The sequence below is a fragment of the Streptacidiphilus anmyonensis genome, assembly GCF_000787855.1.
Lineage (GTDB): Bacteria > Actinomycetota > Actinomycetes > Streptomycetales > Streptomycetaceae > Streptacidiphilus > Streptacidiphilus anmyonensis.
In genome coordinates, this window is sequence record NZ_BBPQ01000001.1 from 43,226 (window position 1) to 62,114 (window position 18,889).

At 73.3% G+C, this 18,889-nt stretch carries 16 protein-coding genes; 9 read left to right on the top strand and 7 right to left on the bottom strand.

Going from position 1 to position 18,889, the window contains the following annotated elements:
- Nucleotides 1–162: 162 nt before the first annotated feature.
- Nucleotides 163–501, bottom strand: a complete 339-nt coding sequence (locus TR50_RS00200) for an MGMT family protein (RefSeq protein WP_236654174.1) — start codon at nt 499–501, stop codon at nt 163–165.
- A 294-nt stretch (nt 502–795) separates the two neighbouring features.
- Between TR50_RS00200 and TR50_RS00205 the strand changes: the two genes are divergently transcribed.
- Nucleotides 796–3,678, top strand: a complete 2,883-nt coding sequence (locus tag TR50_RS00205; protein ID WP_084699594.1) for a lysylphosphatidylglycerol synthase transmembrane domain-containing protein — start codon at nt 796–798, stop codon at nt 3,676–3,678.
- Between the two features lie 127 nt (nt 3,679–3,805).
- Here the strand turns inward: TR50_RS00205 and moeZ are convergent, their stop codons facing one another.
- The 5 genes from moeZ to TR50_RS00230 form a co-directional block, all read right to left on the bottom strand.
- The gene (moeZ, locus tag TR50_RS00210; RefSeq protein ID WP_042412275.1) at nt 3,806–4,984 is read right to left on the bottom strand and encodes an adenylyltransferase/sulfurtransferase MoeZ; all 1,179 of its coding nucleotides are present in this window, start codon (nt 4,982–4,984) and stop codon (nt 3,806–3,808) included.
- 199 nt (nt 4,985–5,183) lie between these two features.
- Nucleotides 5,184–6,095: an NAD-dependent epimerase/dehydratase family protein gene (locus TR50_RS00215; protein WP_042412278.1), complete on the bottom strand. Its 912-nt coding sequence runs from the start codon at nt 6,093–6,095 to the stop codon at nt 5,184–5,186.
- A gap of 395 nt (nt 6,096–6,490) precedes the next feature.
- Nucleotides 6,491–7,477, bottom strand: coding sequence for a hypothetical protein (locus tag TR50_RS00220; RefSeq protein ID WP_152648176.1), 987 nt, complete (start codon nt 7,475–7,477; stop codon nt 6,491–6,493).
- A gap of 173 nt (nt 7,478–7,650) precedes the next feature.
- Nucleotides 7,651–9,117 carry a glycosyltransferase gene (locus tag TR50_RS00225; RefSeq protein WP_052440503.1) on the bottom strand — a complete coding sequence of 489 codons (1,467 nt, stop codon included), beginning with the start codon at nt 9,115–9,117 and terminating at the stop codon, nt 7,651–7,653.
- Nucleotides 9,118–9,817: 700 nt separating this feature from the next.
- Nucleotides 9,818–10,753, bottom strand: a complete 936-nt coding sequence (locus tag TR50_RS00230) for an alpha/beta fold hydrolase (protein ID WP_042412280.1) — start codon at nt 10,751–10,753, stop codon at nt 9,818–9,820.
- Between the two features lie 79 nt (nt 10,754–10,832).
- On the opposite strand from TR50_RS00230, the gene TR50_RS00235 reads away from it, so the two are divergent.
- The 4 genes from TR50_RS00235 (at nt 10,833) to TR50_RS00250 (ending at nt 12,627) form a co-directional block, all read left to right on the top strand.
- Nucleotides 10,833–11,033 (top strand): hypothetical protein, encoded by a 201-nt coding sequence (locus tag TR50_RS00235; RefSeq protein ID WP_042412284.1) that lies wholly within the window; start codon nt 10,833–10,835, stop codon nt 11,031–11,033.
- Between the two features lie 146 nt (nt 11,034–11,179).
- Nucleotides 11,180–11,821, top strand: a complete 642-nt coding sequence (locus TR50_RS00240; protein WP_042412287.1) for a TetR/AcrR family transcriptional regulator — start codon at nt 11,180–11,182, stop codon at nt 11,819–11,821.
- A gap of 125 nt (nt 11,822–11,946) precedes the next feature.
- The gene (locus tag TR50_RS00245) at nt 11,947–12,171 is read left to right on the top strand and encodes a DUF3107 domain-containing protein (protein WP_042365086.1); all 225 of its coding nucleotides are present in this window, start codon (nt 11,947–11,949) and stop codon (nt 12,169–12,171) included.
- Nucleotides 12,172–12,354: 183 nt separating this feature from the next.
- Nucleotides 12,355–12,627, top strand: a complete 273-nt coding sequence (locus TR50_RS00250) for a hypothetical protein (RefSeq protein ID WP_042412290.1) — start codon at nt 12,355–12,357, stop codon at nt 12,625–12,627.
- Nucleotides 12,628–12,841: 214 nt separating this feature from the next.
- On the opposite strand, the gene TR50_RS00255 is transcribed toward TR50_RS00250, so the two are convergent.
- Nucleotides 12,842–13,606, bottom strand: a complete 765-nt coding sequence (locus TR50_RS00255) for a ferritin-like fold-containing protein (RefSeq protein ID WP_042412291.1) — start codon at nt 13,604–13,606, stop codon at nt 12,842–12,844.
- A 564-nt stretch (nt 13,607–14,170) separates the two neighbouring features.
- Between TR50_RS00255 and TR50_RS00260 the strand changes: the two genes are divergently transcribed.
- The 4 genes from TR50_RS00260 (at nt 14,171) to TR50_RS00270 (ending at nt 18,859) form a co-directional block, all read left to right on the top strand.
- Complete coding sequence (locus TR50_RS00260; protein WP_042412293.1) at nt 14,171–16,756, top strand: DEAD/DEAH box helicase; 2,586 nt, start codon at nt 14,171–14,173, stop codon at nt 16,754–16,756.
- 199 nt (nt 16,757–16,955) lie between these two features.
- Nucleotides 16,956–17,840 (top strand): alpha/beta fold hydrolase, encoded by an 885-nt coding sequence (locus tag TR50_RS00265; RefSeq protein ID WP_042412295.1) that lies wholly within the window; start codon nt 16,956–16,958, stop codon nt 17,838–17,840.
- A gap of 79 nt (nt 17,841–17,919) precedes the next feature.
- The gene (locus TR50_RS45150) at nt 17,920–18,102 is read left to right on the top strand and encodes a DUF8834 family protein (protein WP_152648177.1); all 183 of its coding nucleotides are present in this window, start codon (nt 17,920–17,922) and stop codon (nt 18,100–18,102) included.
- A 118-nt stretch (nt 18,103–18,220) separates the two neighbouring features.
- The gene (locus TR50_RS00270) at nt 18,221–18,859 is read left to right on the top strand and encodes a DUF6758 family protein (protein WP_042365083.1); all 639 of its coding nucleotides are present in this window, start codon (nt 18,221–18,223) and stop codon (nt 18,857–18,859) included.
- Nucleotides 18,860–18,889: the final 30 nt, after the last annotated feature.

Consider the following 18,889-nt stretch of genomic DNA (forward strand, 5'->3'; position numbering starts at 1 on the left):
ACGATCCTGCCCCGACAGCCCCGCTGCTGTCCCCCGAATCGCCGGATCCGTGGGATACGCCACGTCCCGCGCGTACCGTGCGGCCGGTCGCCGGTCGCCGGTCGCCGGTCGCCGGTCGCCGGTCGCCGGGAGGCCACATATCAACCCGGCTCGGGCGTGGGCTCAGCGCGAGTGCCCGTCCCAGCGGGCACGGCGCAGGTCGACGCGGGGCATGTGCTGGCCGGCCACCTCGCGCAGCGGGGTGCCCTCGACCCGGTACTGCTCCAGCGCGCTCAGCTCGTGGCCCGGCAGCAGCCGCCCGTCCGCCCGGATCACCCGCCACCACGGCACGGCTCCGCCGTAGAGCGCCATCACCCGTCCGACCTGGCGCGGACCGCCCTCGCCGAGGTACTCGGCGACGTCGCCGTAGGTCATCACCCGTCCAGTCGGAATGCCCTCCGCCACGTCGAGGACGCGCTCGGCGTACTGCGGAAGCTCCGACTCTGCCGCCCCTTCGTTCACACCGGGCATTCTGTCGCACGGCTACGACAATGCGTGCGGAAGCGCGACACCCTGGGGGTATGACGGACGGGAACATCCTCGCTCACCCAGCCGGGGGAATGTAGCATCCGCCGAGGGTCGGCACGGGGACACCTCACCGCCGCGCGCTCGATCCGACCATGCCACCCTTGAATGACCTGAAGGGGCCCTGATGAAGGGACGACGGCGGGCGGACGACAGACAGAAGGCACACGGGGAGCGATGACCGGACCGAGGGCCACGAGCGCGGCGGATTCTGCCGACGCGCCCCGACGCATGCCCGCATCCGACCCCGGTGCGGCGGCGGACGCCTCCGAGCCGCCCGAGGCCGCTTCCCCGGCGCAGCCCGCCGAGCAGAGCCGCCCCGAGACGGGAACGGAATCCGCAGCGGCGTCCCCGGACGGGTCCGGGTCAGGAGCAGGAGCCAAGCATGATCGCGGGTCGGAGCAGGCGGGCCGGAAGACCGCGCCGGTCGATCTGGTGAAGCGTTCCTCCGGCCCGGTCGCACCCGCCACGGAAGCGAGCGGCGACAGCCCCGCGGGCGACGCGGCCGACACCGCGAACGCACCCGACACGGCGAAGGCGGCGGCGAGCACCGCCCCGGCGGACATCGCAGGAGCAGCCCGGACCGACGACGCGGAAGCGTCCGGGGCGGACGGCGCTGGTGACGGGTTCGACGGACCCGGGCCGGACGACGTGAGCGTCGCGGTCAACGAGCCGCTGCTGCCCGCTCGGGCGCACCGGCCCTCCGATCTGCTGCGATTCCTGCTCGGGCTGTTCGGCATCGCGGCCGTGCTGGTCCTGGCCAGCATCGCCCAGTCGACGACGAGCGGCCTGACCGTCGACATCAACTCCGGCGCCAACCGGCTGCCCAGCTTCCTGGTCACGCTGACCAGCTTCTTCTCCACCGCCGCCGTCCTGATCGTGCCGGTCGCCTTCGCCGTCGAGCGGCTGATCAAACGCGACGGGCTGCGGGTGGCCGACGGCGTGCTCGCCGCCGTGCTGGCCCACGGCATCTCGCTCGGGGTGGACCTGTGGGTCCTCAAGGCCGCGCCAGCGCCCGTCTACGGCGCGCTGGTGGTCACCCACAACGGCACCGCCTCGGATCCGGTGCACGGCTATCTGACCCCGGTCATCGCGTACATGACCGCCGTCGGCATGTCGAGTCGACCACGCTGGCGGGTCGCGCTCTGGCTGGTCGTGCTGCTCGACAGCCTCTCCGAGCTGGTGGGCGGGAACACCACCCCGCTGTCGATCGCGATCACCATCCTGCTCGGCCTGACCGTGGCCTACGGCACCCTCTACGCCGTCGGCAGCCCCAACGTCCGGCCGACCGGCGAACACCTGCTGGCAGGCCTGCGCAAGGTCGGCTTCGACCCGATCACCGCGCACCGCTCCCCGGACGGCCCGGAAGGCACCCGTCGCTACCTCGTCGTCCAGCAGGTCGGCCCGCCGCTCGACGTCCATGTCATCGACCGCGAGCAGCAGGCCTCCGGCTTCTTCTACCGGCTCTGGCGGCGGCTGCGGCTGCGCGCGGTGGCCACCCGTTCCAGCCCGCAGTCGCTCAGGCAAGCCCTGGAGCAGGAAGCCCTGATCGCCTACGCCGCCAACGCGGCCGGGGCCCGCTCCCCGCATCTGATCGCGACCTCCGAGCTGGGCCCGGACGCGGTGATCCTCGTCTACGAGCGGGTCGAGGGGCGCGCATTCGCGGACCTGGCCGACGAGGAGATCACGGACAAGATCCTCTCCGACGCCTGGAGCTCCGTCCGGATCCTGCACGACCGCCGCATCGCACACCGGCAGCTCACCTCCAGGGCGCTGCTGGTCACCGAGGACGGCGGCACCTGCCTGGTCAACCTCGCCGGCGGGGACATCGCCGCCGGCGACCTGGCGCTGCGCATGGACGTCGCCCAACTGCTCACCACGATCGCCCTGCGGGTCGGCCCCGAGCGGGCGGTCGCCTCCGCCACGGAGGTGCTGGGCACCTCCCGTACCGCGGCGGCGCTGCCGATGCTCCAGCCGGTCGGGCTGAGCCGTTCCACCCGCCAGGACCTGAAGGCGTACCACCGCCAGGCCAAGGCCGCGGTCCAGGCGGAGCGGGACGTGAAGATCGCCGCAGGGGTCAAGGTCGAGGAGGCCCTGGAGGCCCACCCGGACCCGTCGGACCTGCTCTCGCTCATCCGCGAGCAGATCCTCGCCCTGGTGCCGCAGGCTCCGGTCGAGCCCGCCAAGCTGGAGCGGCTCAAGCCGAAGACCCTGATCAGCCTCGTCGCGGGCGCCTTCGCCGCGTACCTGCTGGTGGGCCAGCTCACCAACAACCCGTTGACCAAGCTGGCCCACGCGCAGTGGGGCTGGATCCTGATCGCGGTGGGCGCCTCGATCGCGAGCTACGTCGGTGCGACCATGAGCCTCGCGGGGTTCGTGCCCGAGCAGCTGCCGTTCTGGCGAACCTTCGCCGCCCAGGTGGCGGGCTCCTTCGTGAAGCTGGTCGCCCCGGCGGCGGTCGGCGGCGTCGCGCTGAACGCGCGCTTCCTGCAGCGTTGCGGCGTGCGCCCCGGTCAGGCCGTCGCCAGCGTGGGCGCCTCGCAGCTGGTCGGCCTGGCCATGCACATCCTGCTGCTCCTCGGCTTCGGCTTCATCGCCGGGACCGCCAACAGCTCGGACGTGCCGTCGGCGCGCACGGTGATCACGGTGCTGCTGGTGGCGGCGGTCGTGGTGCTGATCGTCACCGCGATCCCGCCGCTGCGGCGCTGGGTGTTCCAGCAGCTGCGGACGCTCTTCATCGGCGTGATCCCGCGCATGCTGGACCTGCTGCGCACCCCGTCCAAGCTGGCCACGGGCTTCGGCGGGATCATCCTGGTGTCGATCGCCTTCATCGCCTGCCTCTACACCTGCGTGCTCGCCTTCGGCGGCACGGCGGGCTTCGCCGCGATCGCCGTGGTCTACCTGGCCGGGAACGCGGCCGGGTCCGCCGTCCCCGTGCCGGGCGGCATCGGCACCATCGACGCCGCCCTGATCCTGCTGCTCAGCTCGGCCGCGGGCGTGCCGGGCGCGATCGCCGGACCGGCGGTGCTGATGTTCCGCCTGCTGACGTTCTGGCTGCCGGTCCTGCCGGGCTGGGGTTGCTTCAGCTACCTGCAGCGACGCGGCGCTCTGTAAGGCGCTGTCACGAGGCGGGCCGCGCGGCGCGCGCCGCAGGACGCTGCGAGAGGTGCACGACGGGGAGCCCCCGAACCCTGCGGTTCGGGGGCTCCCCTTCGGTCTGTGCGTTGAGCCGGGGCGCGCCTCAGTAGACGGGCTTCTCGGGCTCGATCTGGTTGACCCAGCCGATCACGCCGCCGCCGACGTGGACCGCGTCGGCGAAGCCGGCCGCGTGCAGGACGGCCAGGACCTCGGCGGAGCGGACGCCGGTCTTGCAGTGCAGGACGATCTTCTTGTCCTGCGGCATCTTCTCGAGCGCGTTGCCGAGCAGGAACTCGTTCTTCGGGATCAGCGTCGCGCCAGGGATGCTGACGATCTCGTACTCGGCCGGCTCGCGGACGTCGATGAGGAAGATGTCCTCCTCGGTGTCCTGCCACTCCTTGAGCTGCTTCGGCGTGATGGTGTTGCCCGCGGCGGCCTCCTGGGCCTCCTCGGAGACGGCGCCGCAGAAGGCCTCGTAGTCGATCAGGTCGGTGACCGTGGGGTTCTCGCCGCACAGCGCGCAGTTCGGGTCCTTGCGGACCTTGACCTGGCGGTACGTCATCTCCAGGGCGTCGTAGATCATCAGACGGCCGACCAGCGGCTCGCCGATGCCGGCCAGCAGCTTGATGGCCTCGTTGACCTGGATCGAACCGATGGACGCGCAGAGCACGCCCAGGACGCCGCCCTCGGCGCAGGAGGGGACCATGCCCGGCGGCGGGGCCTCCGGGTAGAGGCAGCGGTAGCAGGGGCCGTGCTCGGCCCAGAAGACCGAGGCCTGACCGTCGAAGCGGTAGATGGAACCCCACACGTACGGCTTGCCCAGCAGCACGGCCGCGTCATTGACCAGGTAACGGGTCGCGAAGTTGTCCGTGCCGTCCACGATCAGGTCGTAGTCGGCGAAGATCTCCTTGACGTTGTCGACGTCGAGGCGCTCCTCGTGGAGGATCACGTTGACGTAGGGGTTGATCTCCTTGACCGAGTCGCGGGCGGACTCGGCCTTGGAGCGGCCCACGTCGGACTGGCCGTGGATGATCTGGCGCTGCAGGTTGGACTCGTCGACGGTGTCGAACTCGACGATGCCGAGGGTGCCGACGCCGGCCGCGGCCAGGTACATCAGTGCGGGCGAGCCCAGGCCACCGGCGCCCACACAGAGCACCTTGCTGTTCTTCAACCGCTTCTGCCCGTCCATCCCGACATCCGGGATGATCAGGTGGCGGGAGTACCTGCGGACCTCGTCCACGGTGAGCTCGGCTGCGGGCTCGACCAGGGGTGGCAGCGACACGGGGGACTCCGGTGGTGGTCAGGCGATGTGTTTCCCTGGCCAACAGTGCCACGCGCGCGACTATTCCGACGCCCCTGGTCCAATGTGCGAGACATCTGATGAGACGGTTGTGAGACGGGTCGCCCTGTCCGCACGTCGACGGGCGACCGCACCGCCACGAACGCACCGCCACGAACGACCGCAGCGAGGGACGGCGGCCTCAGACGCGGCAGGCCGTCTCCATCCAGATGTCGGCCAGGGACTCCTCCAGCGGCACGCGGGGGCGCCAGCCCAGGCGCTCGCGCGCCGTGCGGATGTCCGCCTGGCGCCACAGCACCTCCAGCGGGCGGTCGGCGGCGTCGGCGCCCGAGATCGGCCCCCGCGTCTCCTCCATCAGGCGCCCCTCGAAGCCCGAGGCGCGCACCAGCAGCCCCGCCGCGTCGCGCATGCGCACCCCGGCGCCCCCGCCGATGTTGATCACGCCCGTCGCGGCCGACACGGCGGCGGACTGGACGGCGCGCGCCACGTCCCGGACGTCGACGAAGTCTCGGAATGCGGACAGATCGGCGGTACGGACGTGGGACTCGCCTCGCTCCAGGGCGCGCCGCAACCCCTCGGAGAGGCGTCCGAACAGCGATCCGGCCGGGACACCCGGACCCACCACGTCGAAGATGCGCAGCACGACCGCGTCGAGGCCGGAGGAGAGGGCGAGCTCCGTCCCCGCCAGTTTGGTGACCCCGTACGGCCCGAGCGGACGCGGCTCGGCGGTCTCGGCCGTGGCCGTCCCGATCGGGACCGGCCCGTACTCGGCGGCGGAACCGACATGCACGAGACGGGCCGGGTCGTGGCTGCGCCGGATCGCCTCACAGACCGTGGCGACGGCCTGGGTGTTGGCCCGTACCAGGTCGCGTGGGCTGCCGTAGGTGGCGCCCGCACAGTTGACCACCACCCGCGGCATCACGGCGTCGAGGAACCGCGCCAGCGCGCCGGGACTGCCGGCGGCGAGGTCGAAACGGATGTCCGCCGAGTCGCGCCGGCCGAGCACGGTGACCTGGAGCTCCGGGTCGGCGAAGAGTCGATCGGCGACGCGACGGCCGATGAAGCCGTCGGCGCCCAGCAGCAGCACCCTCATCAGGTGGGTCCTTCCGTACGTAGTGCGGTCACGAAGTGCGGTCGTTACTCGGTTGGGGTGGTGCTCCGGTCCAGGACCGGAGTCGCGCCACCGGCCCCGCACCGTCGGCTCACGGGCCATCGGCCCCGCCGTCGGCACTGGCCTCGGCCTCGGCCTCACGCGAGCGTCACCAAGCGGCAGTGGAGGCACACAGGCTGTGTGCCACGTGCCGCGTGCCGCGTGCCGTCGGGCGATCGACGGGTTCGGAAGCCCCGGCCCGGCCAGCTTCCCGGCCGGGCCCTCCGCGCCCCCGTGAGCGCGGAGAACCCGACTGCCGGTCAGGCCCGCCCGGCCCCAGGGTCAACGGCGTGGGGCCTGGGGCGTGGGCCGGGCCGCGGGGCGGGGAGGGCATCGGCCTACGGCCCCGGCTCCCCCTCGCCATGGTCGGCGGTCGCAAGACGGTGGCTGGTCGGGCTGAGCGCGGCGATCCACGCGTACGGCAGGAGTGCCGCTGCCGACAGTGCGCAGGCCCAGGTGATGAGGTCGGGATGCGGCGGTGTCACGCGGGCCAGCGCGACGCAGCCGCAGGCCGAGGCGAGGGCGGCGAGGGCGCCCGGGGTCCGCCCACCGTGCCGCAGCAGCAGTGCGAGCAGCAGCGCTGCTCCAGCGCCGCACTGGGCGGCCCAGACGGCTCCCTGGCTCGCCCACACCGTATGGGCCGAGGAGGCCGCGTGGGCGACGTGGGCGACGGTGGCCTGGGCCGCCGCGCCGTGACCGCCTGCCGCGCCGGGCAAGGCCAGCGCGGCCGCCGTCAGTCCGGCCAGGACGCTCAGGTGCACCAGCAGGACGGCCGGCAGGACCGGCCGCATCCGGGCTCGGAACTCACGGGACGAGCGGGACCGCACGTGGCCCGAGCCCAGGTGGCGGTACCAGCGGGCGCACCATTCGGCCACGCCCGTGCCGACGGTCAGCGCGAGCTGTGGTGGACCGGTGCCCTGGGCGAGGGCGAGCAGTCCGCCCACGCCCAGCGCGAGCAGGATGCGCTCCGGCAACGGAAGGCCGCGTCCGAGCGTCAGGCCCACGGCGGCGGCGAACACCGCCACCTGTTCCCCGAGCGGGACCGGCAGGCTCAGCGCCGACAGGCCCCACAGGAGCAGCGCCACGGCCGCCGACGCGGCCCCGGCCGCAAGGGCGGGGCGGGCGCGGCGCCGCCACTCGCCCTCGGCCGGCGGGGGCTCGGTCGCCCGACGGGGCACCCGGGCATGGAGCTCCTCGGCCAGCGAGAAGACGTCGCCGTGCCGGTAGCGCCCGGCGGTCTGCGGCCCGATGCCGGATCGCTCCAGCACCTCGGCGATGTCCAGCGGATCGACCGCGTCGGCGAACAGCTCCTGATGGCGTTCCATCAGGGCCTGGACCGGGTCGGCGGGCCGCGGACGGACCGGGGGCACGGAACGGGCGGGCCGGGGCTGCCCGGCGTGACGGGCCGGGCCCGAGGCGGACCGCGAAGCACCGGCGTGCTGTCCGGCCGCGCCGCCGTGGCGCGGCGTATGGCCGCCGCGCGAGGCGTGACGAGGCGTCATTGTGCGGGCACCCCTTTCGGGAACGCGCCGACCCAGTACTCGGCGGGGCGCGCGAAGGGCTGACCGGTCCGCTCGGGCGCGGGGGCGGGCAGCTCGGCGGCGAGCTCGAGATAGAGCGCGCGGAAGGCGTCGACGGCCGGCTCCACGGCGTACAGCTCCTGGGCGCGCAGGCGCCCGGCGTGACCGAGGCGCTCCCGACGCTCCTCGTCCCCGAGCAGGGCCGTGCAGGCGGCAGCCAGCGGCGCCGGCTCGCCGACGGGGACGAGCAGGCCCGTCGGGCCCAGGACCTCCCGGGCGGCGCCCGCGTCGGAGGCCACCACCGGGCGTCCGCTGAGCTGAGCCTGGGCCAGCAGCTGTGGGCGCACACCGGCGCTGCCCGAGAACACCAGGACGTTGGCGTGCTCGTAGACCGAGCGCAGCCGCGAGGGACGGCCGTCGAAGGAGACGGCGTCGTCGGCCTCGGCCTTGCTGCCGAGGAGACGACGGGCAAGCCCTCGGCAGTGCTCCTCGTAGGCCGAAGCGCCGGCCGTGGCCTCGCCGTGCACGCGCAGCAGGGCGGTCGGCATCTCGTCGCGGACCAGGGCGAAGGCCCTGATCATGGCCTCCAGCCCGCCGCAGGGCTCTATCGGTCCGAGCCAGGCCAGGGTGGGCCGCTCCGGCTCCGCCCCGACGGGCGGCTCCTCCGCGAGCGGCGTGGCCTCGAAGACGACGCGGACGCGCTCACGTGGCGCGCCGCAGTACTCCTGCCAGCGCTGGTCGAAGGCGCTGCCCGGTGTGATCACGCCGGCCTGGGCGTACCCCTCCTGCGCCAGCCGACGGTGGAAGGCCAACAGCAGCGAGCGCACCGGCCAGCGGTAGCGGGAGGCGCGGTAGCCGCGGTAGCGCTCACGCAGGTGCAGGCTGTGCTCGGTCAGCAGCAGCGGCAGACCGAGCCTGCGCTTGGCCACCAGGCCCGCCAGCACGGAGGACGGCCCGTCGACGGCATGGCAGACGTCGACGCCGGCCAGCTCCCCCCGCGCGCCGTACCAGGGCAGGGAGAGCGGCCGGAGCGCGCGTTCCAGGAGATCGGCGGCGACGAGGGCGTCCTGCACCAGCGGGAGGCCCGCGTCCCCGGGCCCGGCGGCGACGGCGGCTGCCGGCGAGCCGAACCAACTGCTCTCCAGGGTCCGCAGGGCCGCGCCGGAACGCAGCAGCGAGGGCAGGCCCCCGCCACGCGCCTCGTCGACCAGCGAGTTCAGGGCCGCGGCGAAGCCGCACGCGGCGCGGGGCTCGACCAGGGAGGTGATGAGCTCCCCGTAGGCGGCGAGGGCCCGGCGTCTGCGCGCGGCGACGGGCGGGGCGGAGCGCGGCCGGTCGGCGGCCGCCGGGGAGAGCCGGACGAACTCGTGCTCGGGCAGGGACGCGACCAGCCGGTCGCTCCACGCAACGGAGGACGTACTCTCGGTGACCAGTGCGATGCGCATGGGACCTCCGTCCGGAACATGACGACGCGGAACATGACGACGACAACGGCGGAGGACCACGCACACACGGCCGTGAAGCGGCCGGTCAGACCGCGGACTCCCCCACGAGCACTCGCCGACCGCGGTTAACCCCGACGCGGGGACGCGTGTTCGGCCGACGGCACGAAACTACGTCCCACCACCGACACCCAGTCGGCCATCCGGCGCCCTACCACCCGAAGGAGTGAAGCACCACGCAGCACCCACAACCCACGGGAGTGCGAGGGGCGACAGCCGAAGACCCCGCGCCGTGGGAGCACGCCCCCGGCGGAGGGTCCACCCGGCCCGGCCACGGCATCTCCGCGACCCGGGGAGCACTCCCCGCCGGGCACAGCGGTCGGCACACAAGACAGGAGCAGGGACGCGGGCACGAGCCACACCGTCCCGACCCGCGCGGCCACCGGCAGGCCGGTAGCGGTCCAGGCCAGTAGCGGTCCAGGCCAGTAGCAGTCCAGGCCAGTAGCAGTCCAGGCCGGTGGCGGTCCAGGCCGGACCCGGGGACGAGACCGCACCATCCGGACCCGCGCAGCCCAGGCCCGACCCGCTGCAGCCCAGGCCCGGCCCGTTGCAGCCCAGGCCCGGCCCGTTGCAGCCCCTGCCCGACCCGCTGCAGCCCAGGCCGCGGGCCGCCTGTTGCAGCCCAGGCCAGGGCCGGCCGGTGCTACCGGGCCCGGCCGTCGAGCTCCGCCAGGAAGTCCTCGACGCGGGCGGCGACCAGGGCCGGGAACTCCATCATCGCGACGTGCCCCGCGTGGGGCAGGACCATGAGCCGCGAGTCGGCGAAGGCGCGGCTGGCGCGGCGCGCCATGCGGTAGCCGACGAGCTTGTCCTTCAGTCCGTAGACGAGCAGGGTCGGCGCGGTGACCTGCTCCGCCTGGCGCCAGAGCGAGTGCTCGCCACGCTCTGTGTAGGCGCGGACGATGCCGCGGGCGCTGCGGGAGAGGACGTCGAGGGCGTAGGGGAGCTGAGCCCGGCGCCGGTACTCGCTGACCATCAGCGCACGGCGCTCGGGCGGGATGCTGCCGGGGTCGCCGTAGCAGAGCTCCAGCAGAGCCTGGGTCTGGAACTCGAACGATCCGCCGCGCGACGCGCGGCGGATGACGCCGGACGCGCCGGGGAGCGCGAGCAGGCCCGTCGGCCAGGCGGTGGTCTGCGGCGGGAGCTCGGGGAGGGCCGGGGAGATGAGGGTGAGGCTGCGGACCAGGTCGGGCCGCGTCGCGGCGAGGCGGGTGGCGACCGCGCCGCCGAGGGAGTTGCCGAAGAGGTGGACGGGGCCGCGGCCGCTGCGTTCGAGGTGGTCGACGACCGCGCGGGTGTGCGCGTCGAGGGAGAGGTCGCCGTCGTCCGGCGGCGGGGACTGGCCGAATCCGGGCAGGTCGACCGCGTGACCGTCGACGGTGGCGGCCAGTTCGGCCATCAGCGGTTCCCAGTTGCGGGTGGACCCGCCGAGGCCGTGGACGAACAGCGCGGTCGGCAGTCCGGACCGGCGCGGCGGCTGCGCCTCGGCGTACAGCGGACTGCCGGGCGCCTGCACCGGGTACAGGGCGTCGCCTCCCGTGGTGGTCTCGGCCTCGAATGTCTCGCGCAGTCCACTCATGGGGACGATGCTAAGAGGGCGGTGTCGTGACGGCACCGGAAGCCTTACGCGGACCGAACAGACGTCAGGGAGGCCACCCATGTCCGAGGTCAACGACGCCGCGCTCGACTCCCTGGACGACGCGGAGGCGGACGAGCGGCCGGAGGTCGAGGCCGACGGTGAGAACGGTGACGAGGAGCCCAAGAGCCTCACTCAGGAGGATGTCGCCCTGGAATCGCCCGAAGCGGACACCGCCGAACAGAAGGTCGAGGTCCGAATCGACGAAGACGAGTACCGGTGACGGGATCCTTGTGGAATCCTCACAAGCCTGGGCCGGGACTTTCGGGTCCGGACCTGCAGTACCAGGCATTACCCGAAAGTAGGATGGCCGCAGGCGCCGGGATGACGGACGGCGCCTGTTCGACCAGACGCTGAGTGAGGAGCACCGTGACGGCAATCCAGGACACGGCCGAGCGCCCGCGCGGCACTCGCCTGCCGCGCAGTGCCCGCCGCAACCAGCTGCTGGGCGCCGCGCAGGAGGTCTTCGTCGCGCAGGGCTACCACGCCGCGGCGATGGACGACATCGCCGAGCGTGCCGGCGTCAGCAAGCCGGTGCTGTACCAGCACTTCCCGGGCAAGCTGGAGCTCTACCTCGCGCTGCTGGACAAGCACTGCGAGGCCCTCGTCGACGCGATCCGCTCCGCGCTCGAGTCGACCACGGACAACAAGAGCCGCGTGCTGGCCACCACCGAGGCGTACTTCGCCTACGTCTCCTCGGAGTCGGGCGCGTTCCGCCTGGTCTTCGAATCGGACCTGACCAACGAGGAGGCGGTCCGCGAGCGCGTCGAGCGCGTCACCCGCGACACGGCCACCCTCGTCAGCAAGGTGATCGCCGAGGACACCGACCTCCCGGAGGAGGAGTCCATGCTCCTCGCCGTCGGCGTCTGCGGCCTGTGCCAGATCACCGCGCGCTTCTGGCTCGCCCAGGGCGAGACCATCCCGCAGGAGGAGGCGGTGCGGCTGGTCTCCGGCCTGTCGTGGCGCGGCCTGAAGGGCTTCCCGCTGCACGGCGGGGACGCGGCGCACTGATCGCCCCCTCCCTCGACCGGCCCCGCTCGTCGGCCCGTGGCCGTATGGTGGGGCCGTACGGCACGTGGCCGGTCGGCCGCGTGTGAACGACGAACGCCTGTGATGGGCCCGGAGGGACGAAAGCCGTGGAGGTCAAGATCGGCGTGCAGAACGCGGCTCGGGAGATCGTTCTCGAGAGCACGCAGACTGCCGACGAGGTCGAGAGCGCTGTCGCCGCTGCGGTGGACGGCGGCAAGCTGCTGAAGCTGACGGACGAGCACGGCCGCAAGATCCTGGTCCCGGCCGACCGCCTGGCCTACGTGGAGATCGGCGAGCCGACCCGACAGAAGGTCGGTTTCGGCACGCTCTGAGGCCACCTCGCTCTGAGGCGACCGCAACACCGGGAACGCCCCGTTCCCCCCGGTCATCGGGGGGAACGGGGCGTTCCGCGTGTCCTGGTATGTCCCGGCCTCGTTGTGGGTAGGGCTTTCTCGACCGCGTCCACAAGAAGCGCACAGAGAAGCCCGCACCACACCTGCCGGGAGGCCGTGACCATGACCGTCGAGCTGATCGCCTTCGCGATCGCCGGACTGGCCGTCGGGCTGGGTGCCGTGCTGCTGCTGGGGGACCTGTTCCCGGCGCCTCGGCCGGTGACAGTGCTCACGGGGCTCTGCTCCGCGCTGCTGCTGGGCGGGGTGGCCCACATCGCGTTCGGCGACGGCCACCCGGTGGAGACGACGGTCTGCGCGATCCTCGGCTCGGTCGCGATGGTCTCGCTGCTGGCCCGCCCGGACCAGCGGTCAACGCACCACCCCCGGCACGCCTGACCGCCACCCGCCGGACGCCCTGGCGACGGAACGACCCGAACCGGGCACCAGGCCGGGCGAAGGCTCCGGGCCCGCCTGGGCCGCAGGGCCCAAGCTCAGGACGCCAAGCCACGCAGCTCGGGCCCACGGCCCGGCGCAGGCACCGGACGCGCCTCAGGCCCCCGGATCCGGCCGGGCCATAGGCCGTGACTCAGAACGCGACTCAGGCTGCGACTCAGGACGCGAGGCCCAGGGCCGCCATGCGGCGGGTGTGCGCCTCGGTGATCCGGTTGAACATCTTGCCGACCTCGACCAGGTCGAAGCCGCGCACCTCGGTACCGCCGATCAGCAGGTTGGACAGCGCGTCGCGCTCCGCGACGACCCGCTGGGCCTGGCTCAGCGCCTCGCCCATGAGCCGTCGGCCCCACAGGGCCAGCCGTCCCCCGATGCGCGGGTCCGCGGCGATCGCCTCGCGGACCTTGCCGACCGCGAACTCGGCGTGCCCGGTGTCCGCCATCACGCCGAGCACGAGCTCACGCGTGTCGTCGTCGAGCCGGACCGCGACCTCGCGGTAGAAGTCCGCGGCGATGGAGTCGCCGACGTACGCCTTGACCAGGCCCTCCTCCCAGTCGGCCGGGGCCGTCATGCGGTGGAAGGACTCCAGCGCCTCGGCGAAGGGCTGCATCGCCTCGGCGGGGTTCTCGCCGATCCCGGCGAGCCGCTCGCTGAGGACGCGGTAGTGGCCGAACTCGGCGGCCGCCATGCCCGCCAGCGCCGCCTTGTCCTCCAGGCTGGGGGCGAGCTTGGCGTCCTCGGCCAGCCGCTCGAAGGCACTGAGCTCGCCGTAGGCGAGTGCGCCGAGCAGGTCGACCACCGCAGCGCGGTACTGCGGGTCGGCCGAGCACTGCGCCCAGTCCCCGATCGACGGGTACGCCTCGGCCGCTGCGCCGGCCGTCTGCTCGTCCGTCTCGTCCTGCTTGCCTGCCTCAGGGGTCTCCATACGCCGCACCTTAGTGGCCTTCGGAGGGCACTTGACGCACGAAACCGGGCAGGAACGAGCCCGATGTCGCCCGCGTCACATGTTCGATCTTCGACTTGACGGTATGGTGGTAGCGAGGCCCGATGTATTTCACGACCATCACGGACGTGATTGAACACCGCGCCTCACGCACGCGGATGCCCGGTCGGTTGCACGATCGGCTCCGACCGACCCCGCAAGTGGCCGAGCGAGGGCCGCCGCAGACCGCGCCATCGCGGTCCCGCGCCGGGCCTCCCATGCAGTGCCGCTCACTGCGCCCCGTCGAGTCCGCTCCCCGCGGACACGTCCTGGACGAGCACGTCCTCGGACAGTTAAACGACGTGCCGGCGCGTGAGGTGGCCGCGAGGCAACCGGTTGCGGTCAGTGTGCCCGTCCCATGACGGGTGCCCGGCCGCCCCGCGCATCGGCCGCACCACATCCGGAAGAGGCACAGCCCTGACTACGTTCCGTGAACTCGGGATCCTTCCCGAGACCGCAGAGGCCCTCGAGGCCGTTGGCATCATCACTCCCTTCCCGATCCAGGAGATGACCCTCCCGGTCGCCATGACCGGCCACGACGTCATCGGCCAGGCCAAGACCGGCACCGGCAAGACCCTGGGCTTCGGGCTCCCCATCATCGACTCCGTCCGTGTCGCCGCCGACGTGGACGCCGGCCGCCTCACCGCGGCCGAGCTGCCGACCGCGCCGCAGGCGCTGGTCGTCGTCCCGACGCGCGAGCTGTGCACCCAGGTCACCAACGACCTGCTGGTCGCCGGCAAGGTCCGCAACGTGCGCGTCCTGTCCATCTACGGCGGTCGCGGCTACGAGACCCAGATCGAGGCGCTGGAGCGCGGCGTCGACGTCATCGTCGGCACCCCGGGCCGTCTGCTGGACCTGGCCCGCCAGAAGAAGCTCGACCTGTCCGCCGTGCGCACGCTCGTGCTCGACGAGGCCGACGAGATGCTCGACCTGGGCTTCCTGCCCGACGTCGAGAAGATCATCGACCTGCTCCCGGCGCAGCGGCAGACCATGCTGTTCTCGGCGACGATGCCGGGCGCGGTCATCAGCCTCGCCCGCCGCTACATGAACCGCCCGACCCACATCCGCGCCACCCAGCCGGACGACCAGGGCGCGACGGTCGCGAACACCTCGCAGCACATCTACCGTGCGCACTCGCTCGACAAGGTCGAGATGATCGCGCGCATCCTGCAGGCCGAGGGCCGCAACCTGGCGATGATCTTCTGTCGCACCAAGCGGACCACCGCCGACGTCGCCGAGCAGCTGACCAAGCGCGGCTTCGCGGCCGGCGCGGTCCACGGCGACCTCGGCCAGGGTGCGCGCGAGCAGGCGCTGCGCGCGTTCCGCAACGGCAAGGTCGACATCCTGGTCTGCACCGACGTCGCCGCCCGCGGCATCGACGTCGAGGGCGTCACGCACGTCATCAACTACCAGTGCCCCGAGGAAGAGAAGACCTACCTGCACCGCATCGGCCGCACCGGCCGCGCGGGCGCGTCGGGCACCGCCGTCACGCTGGTCGACTGGGACGACATCCCGCGTTGGCAGCTGATCAACAAGGCGCTGGAGCTGTCGTTCAACGACCCCGAGGAGACGTACTCGTCCTCGGCCCACCTGTACGAGCAGCTGAACATCGCCCCCGGCACGAAGGGCGTGCTGCCCCGCGCGGAGCGCACCCGTGCCGGTCTCGACGCCGAGGAGATCGAGGACCTGGGCGAGCCCGGTGGCGGTCGTCGCCGTGGCGCGTCCGCGTCCAAGCCCGCGGGCCGCGGCGAGGGCCGCACCCGGGACCGCGACCGTGACCGCGACGCCGAGCAGGACAGCGAGCGTCCGACCGGGCGCCGCGAGCGCGACCGCAAGCGTCGCCGCACGCGCGGCGGCCAGGACGCACCTGACGCGGCGGCTTCGGCCGTGACCGAGGGTCAGGCAGCCCCGGCTGCGCAGCCCGCGCTCGACGAGGCCGCGGAGTCCCTGGACGCGCCCGCGCGCCGTCGTCGTCGCCGCACCCGCAGCGGGGACCAGGCCGAGGTCGCGGCGGAGGCCGTGGTCGAGGCCGCCGAGGCCGTGGTAGCCGCAGCGGCCGAGTCGATCGTCGAGGCCGCGCCGAGCGTGACGGAGGAGGCTCCGGCTCCGCGCAAGCGCACCCGGACCGCCAAGAAGACCGTCACCACCGACGCGGCCGAGACCGCCGAGGCCGTCGACACCCTTGAGGTCGTCGAGACTCCGGTCGCCGTCGAGGAGGCCCCGGCCCCGCGCAAGCGGACGCGTGCGACGCAGAAGACTGTGGCCGAGGCTCCCGTCGTCGAGACCCCGGTGGTCGAGACGGCCGAGACCGCGGCTCCGGCCCCGGTCGAGGAGGCGCCCGCACCGCGCAAGCGCACCCGCGCCACCAAGAAGGCCGTCGTCGCCGAGGCACCCGCTGCCGTCGTCGCCGAGGCCGTCGCGCCCGTCGCCGAGGAGACGCCGGCCCCGCGCCGCCGCACCCGCGCGGCCAAGGCCACGGCCGAGGTCGCACCGGAAGCACCCGCCACCGCCGAGGCCCCCGCCACGGAGGAGGCTCCGGCCCCGCGCAAGCGCACCCGGACCGCCAAGAAGACCGTCACCCCGACGCGGCCGAGACCGCCGAGGCCGTCTGAGGTCGTCAAGGCTCCGGTCGCCGTCGAGAAGACCCCGGCCCCGGCCTCGGTCGAGCCGGTGGCCGCCGTTGCGGGCGTCGCGCCGCGCAAGCGCCGCCGGGCGACGTCGGGCGTGACCGACGCCGCCGCCAAGGCCGCAGGGCAGATCGCCCCCCAGGCCGAGGAGGAGGCGCCGGCACCGGTCGAGTCTCCGACGCTCCCCGCGCCGCGCAAGCGTCGTCGGGCGACGTCGGGCGTGACCGACGCGAGTGCCAGGGCTGCCGAGCGGGTCAGCGTCGCCGCCACCAGGCCCGCCGAGGCCGAGGTGCCCGCGCAGCGTGGTGAGGCGACGCCGATCGCCGCCGAGGAGGAGCCTCCGAAGCGCAAGCGCCGCAGCGTCCGCCTCGCCGAGGCTGCAGCCGCGTCCGCCGCGGCGGAGGCGGCCGAGGCCGCGGCGCCCAAGCGCGCCCGCACCAGCAGCCGGGCTCGCACCCGCTCCTGAGCGGTCCGGGACACCTGAGGCCCACACAGCCTCGAGCGCAGGCAGCCGACGGCGCGGCGGGAACCCCTGGCGGGGTTCCCGCCGCGCCGTCGGCATGTCGAGGGACGGCAACGCCGCAGGAGCGCGGAACGACACCTCACGGACATCTCCCCTGGCTAGGCTCGACCTCGCATGCCGCACCGCCAGGAGGTTCCGCCTTATGAGCACACCGCCGTTCCTCACGTTGCCCGCCTGTGCGCGGAGCGTCCGCCTTCGCACCGCGCGGGGCGAGTTCGCAGCCCTGCACGCCGTGCCCGAGGGGCGGCCGGCGACGGCGTTCGCGCTGCTGGTGCCCGGATTCACCGGCAGCAAGGAGGACTTCGTCGCGCTGCTGGAACCGCTGGCCGAGGACGGGTTCGAGGTGCTCGCCATCGACCAGCGGGGGCAGTACGAGACGGGCGGGCCCGACGAGGTCGCCGCGTACGCGCTGGAGGAGTTCAGCCTCGACCTGCTCGCCGTCACGGCGGAACTGCGTGAGCGGGCCGCCGCGCGCCCCCTGCACCTGGTCGCGCACTCCTTCGCGGGGTACGTCGCGCGGGACGCCGTGCTGCGGGCGACCGGGGCGCCGCTGCCGTGGGCCTCTCTCACGCTGCTGAGCACGGGACCGGCGGCCATCGGACGCGGCGAGACCGAGCGGGCGAAGCTGCTGCTGGCCGCCCTTCCGGCGATGACGCTGGAGGAGATCTGGCAGGCGATGCAGGAGATGGACGAGGCGAGCGGCGCGAAGGTCCGACTGGAGCCGGACATCGCGGACTTCATGCACCGGCGCTGGCTGGCGAACGTCCCCGGTGCGCTGGCGGCGATGGCGCAGCAGCTGATCTCCGAGCCGGACCGGGTGGACGAGCTGGCGAAGACGGCGCTGCCGAAGCTGGTCCTCTCCGGGGAGACGGACTACGCCTGGCCGGTGGAGCTTCAGGCGCAGATGGCGCTGAGGCTCTCCGCCGAGCACATCGTCGTGCCCGGCGCCGGTCACTCGCCGAACGCGGAGCGGCCCGCGGGGACGGCGGTCTCGCTGTCCGCCTTCTGGACCAACGCCGTCGCCTGACGTGGCGTCAGGGCGATGGCCTGCGGCGATACGCAGGTTTAACGGCACGCTAACCGCGGTGCAGCAGGAGCGGCCCACGATGGAACCAGCCAGCAGAAGGGAGAAGTCCATGCGCTTCGAGATCTTCCGCCTCGACGAGAACGGAACGGCGGTCGGGGACAGCCAGATCGCCGAGGCCGAGGCGGTCCGGTCCATTGTCGAGCACGCTGCCGCGACGGGTGACCGCGTCTACATCCGGCCGCTCGGGAACGCCACCGTCTGACCCCGCCGGCGCCTCTCGCCCGTCCTCGTCCGTCCTTGGTCCGTCCCTCGAAAGTGGCGTCCCCCGCACGGGTGATCGTCCTTGACGGACCGGGCGGGAGAGAGGACCGTGTTCGTCTATGAGGGGCGAGCCCAGTTGCCCTAGGTGCGGGGGCCGAGTCCGCGCCCCGGGGTTGTTCACCGACACGTGGCAGTGCGACAGGCACGGGACGGTCTATCCCCTGCAGCCGATCGTCCCGCCCAGCGTCGAGGCGCTGGGCGTCGCTGTCGCCAGGGCCGAGGTGCCCGTCTGGCTGCCCTGGCCGCTGCCGGTGGGCTGGCTCTTCACGGGTATCGCGCACGCTGGTGACGATGTGTCGGGGACGCGGGCGACGGCGGTCGCCTGCTCGGGCCCCGGTCCGCTGGGCGGGCCGGGAGAGCTGCTGCTGATCGCCGAGGAGCTCGGCGTGGGTCTCGGCGCGCGCTACGCCGGGCTGCCCGGGCCCGATCCGGGCGACGCGATCGCGGTGAACCGCCCCCCGCACGCGAAGGTCCTCGCGGCGGGGCGCCCCACGGCGCTGTGGCACGTCCCGGACGCCCCGGACGACCGCGCGGTCTTCGTCGGGGAGGCCCGCGGCCTGTGGTTGTGGGCGGTGGTCTGGCCGGAACGCTCCGGCCTGCTGATGTACGACGAGCTCGTCCTCACGGATCTCCGCGACGCGGGGGCGGAACTGGAACTCCTCCCCTGCGGAGCCCTGTCCCCGCGGATCCTGAAGTAGTAGCGGGCGCCTCACGCAGCCGCCGCTTGT

Excerpts from the sequence above, each read along its gene's own strand:
- TR50_RS00205 (WP_084699594.1), top strand. The coding sequence starts at position 796 with ATGCCCGCATCCGACCCCGGTGCGGCGGCGGACGCCTCCGAGCCGCCC.
- TR50_RS00215 (WP_042412278.1), bottom strand. The coding sequence starts at position 6,095 with ATGAGGGTGCTGCTGCTGGGCGCCGACGGCTTCATCGGCCGTCGCGTC.
- TR50_RS00220 (WP_152648176.1), bottom strand. The coding sequence starts at position 7,477 with ATGGAACGCCATCAGGAGCTGTTCGCCGACGCGGTCGATCCGCTGGAC.
- TR50_RS00225 (WP_052440503.1), bottom strand. The coding sequence starts at position 9,117 with ATGCGCATCGCACTGGTCACCGAGAGTACGTCCTCCGTTGCGTGGAGC.
- TR50_RS00230 (WP_042412280.1), bottom strand. The coding sequence starts at position 10,753 with ATGAGTGGACTGCGCGAGACATTCGAGGCCGAGACCACCACGGGAGGC.
- TR50_RS00235 (WP_042412284.1), top strand. The coding sequence starts at position 10,833 with ATGTCCGAGGTCAACGACGCCGCGCTCGACTCCCTGGACGACGCGGAG.
- TR50_RS00250 (WP_042412290.1), top strand. The coding sequence starts at position 12,355 with ATGACCGTCGAGCTGATCGCCTTCGCGATCGCCGGACTGGCCGTCGGG.
- TR50_RS00255 (WP_042412291.1), bottom strand. The coding sequence starts at position 13,606 with ATGGAGACCCCTGAGGCAGGCAAGCAGGACGAGACGGACGAGCAGACG.
- TR50_RS00260 (WP_042412293.1), top strand. The coding sequence starts at position 14,171 with ATGACCCTCCCGGTCGCCATGACCGGCCACGACGTCATCGGCCAGGCC.
- TR50_RS00265 (WP_042412295.1), top strand. The coding sequence starts at position 16,956 with ATGAGCACACCGCCGTTCCTCACGTTGCCCGCCTGTGCGCGGAGCGTC.
- TR50_RS45150 (WP_152648177.1), top strand. The coding sequence starts at position 17,920 with ATGGAACCAGCCAGCAGAAGGGAGAAGTCCATGCGCTTCGAGATCTTC.
- TR50_RS00270 (WP_042365083.1), top strand. The coding sequence starts at position 18,221 with ATGAGGGGCGAGCCCAGTTGCCCTAGGTGCGGGGGCCGAGTCCGCGCC.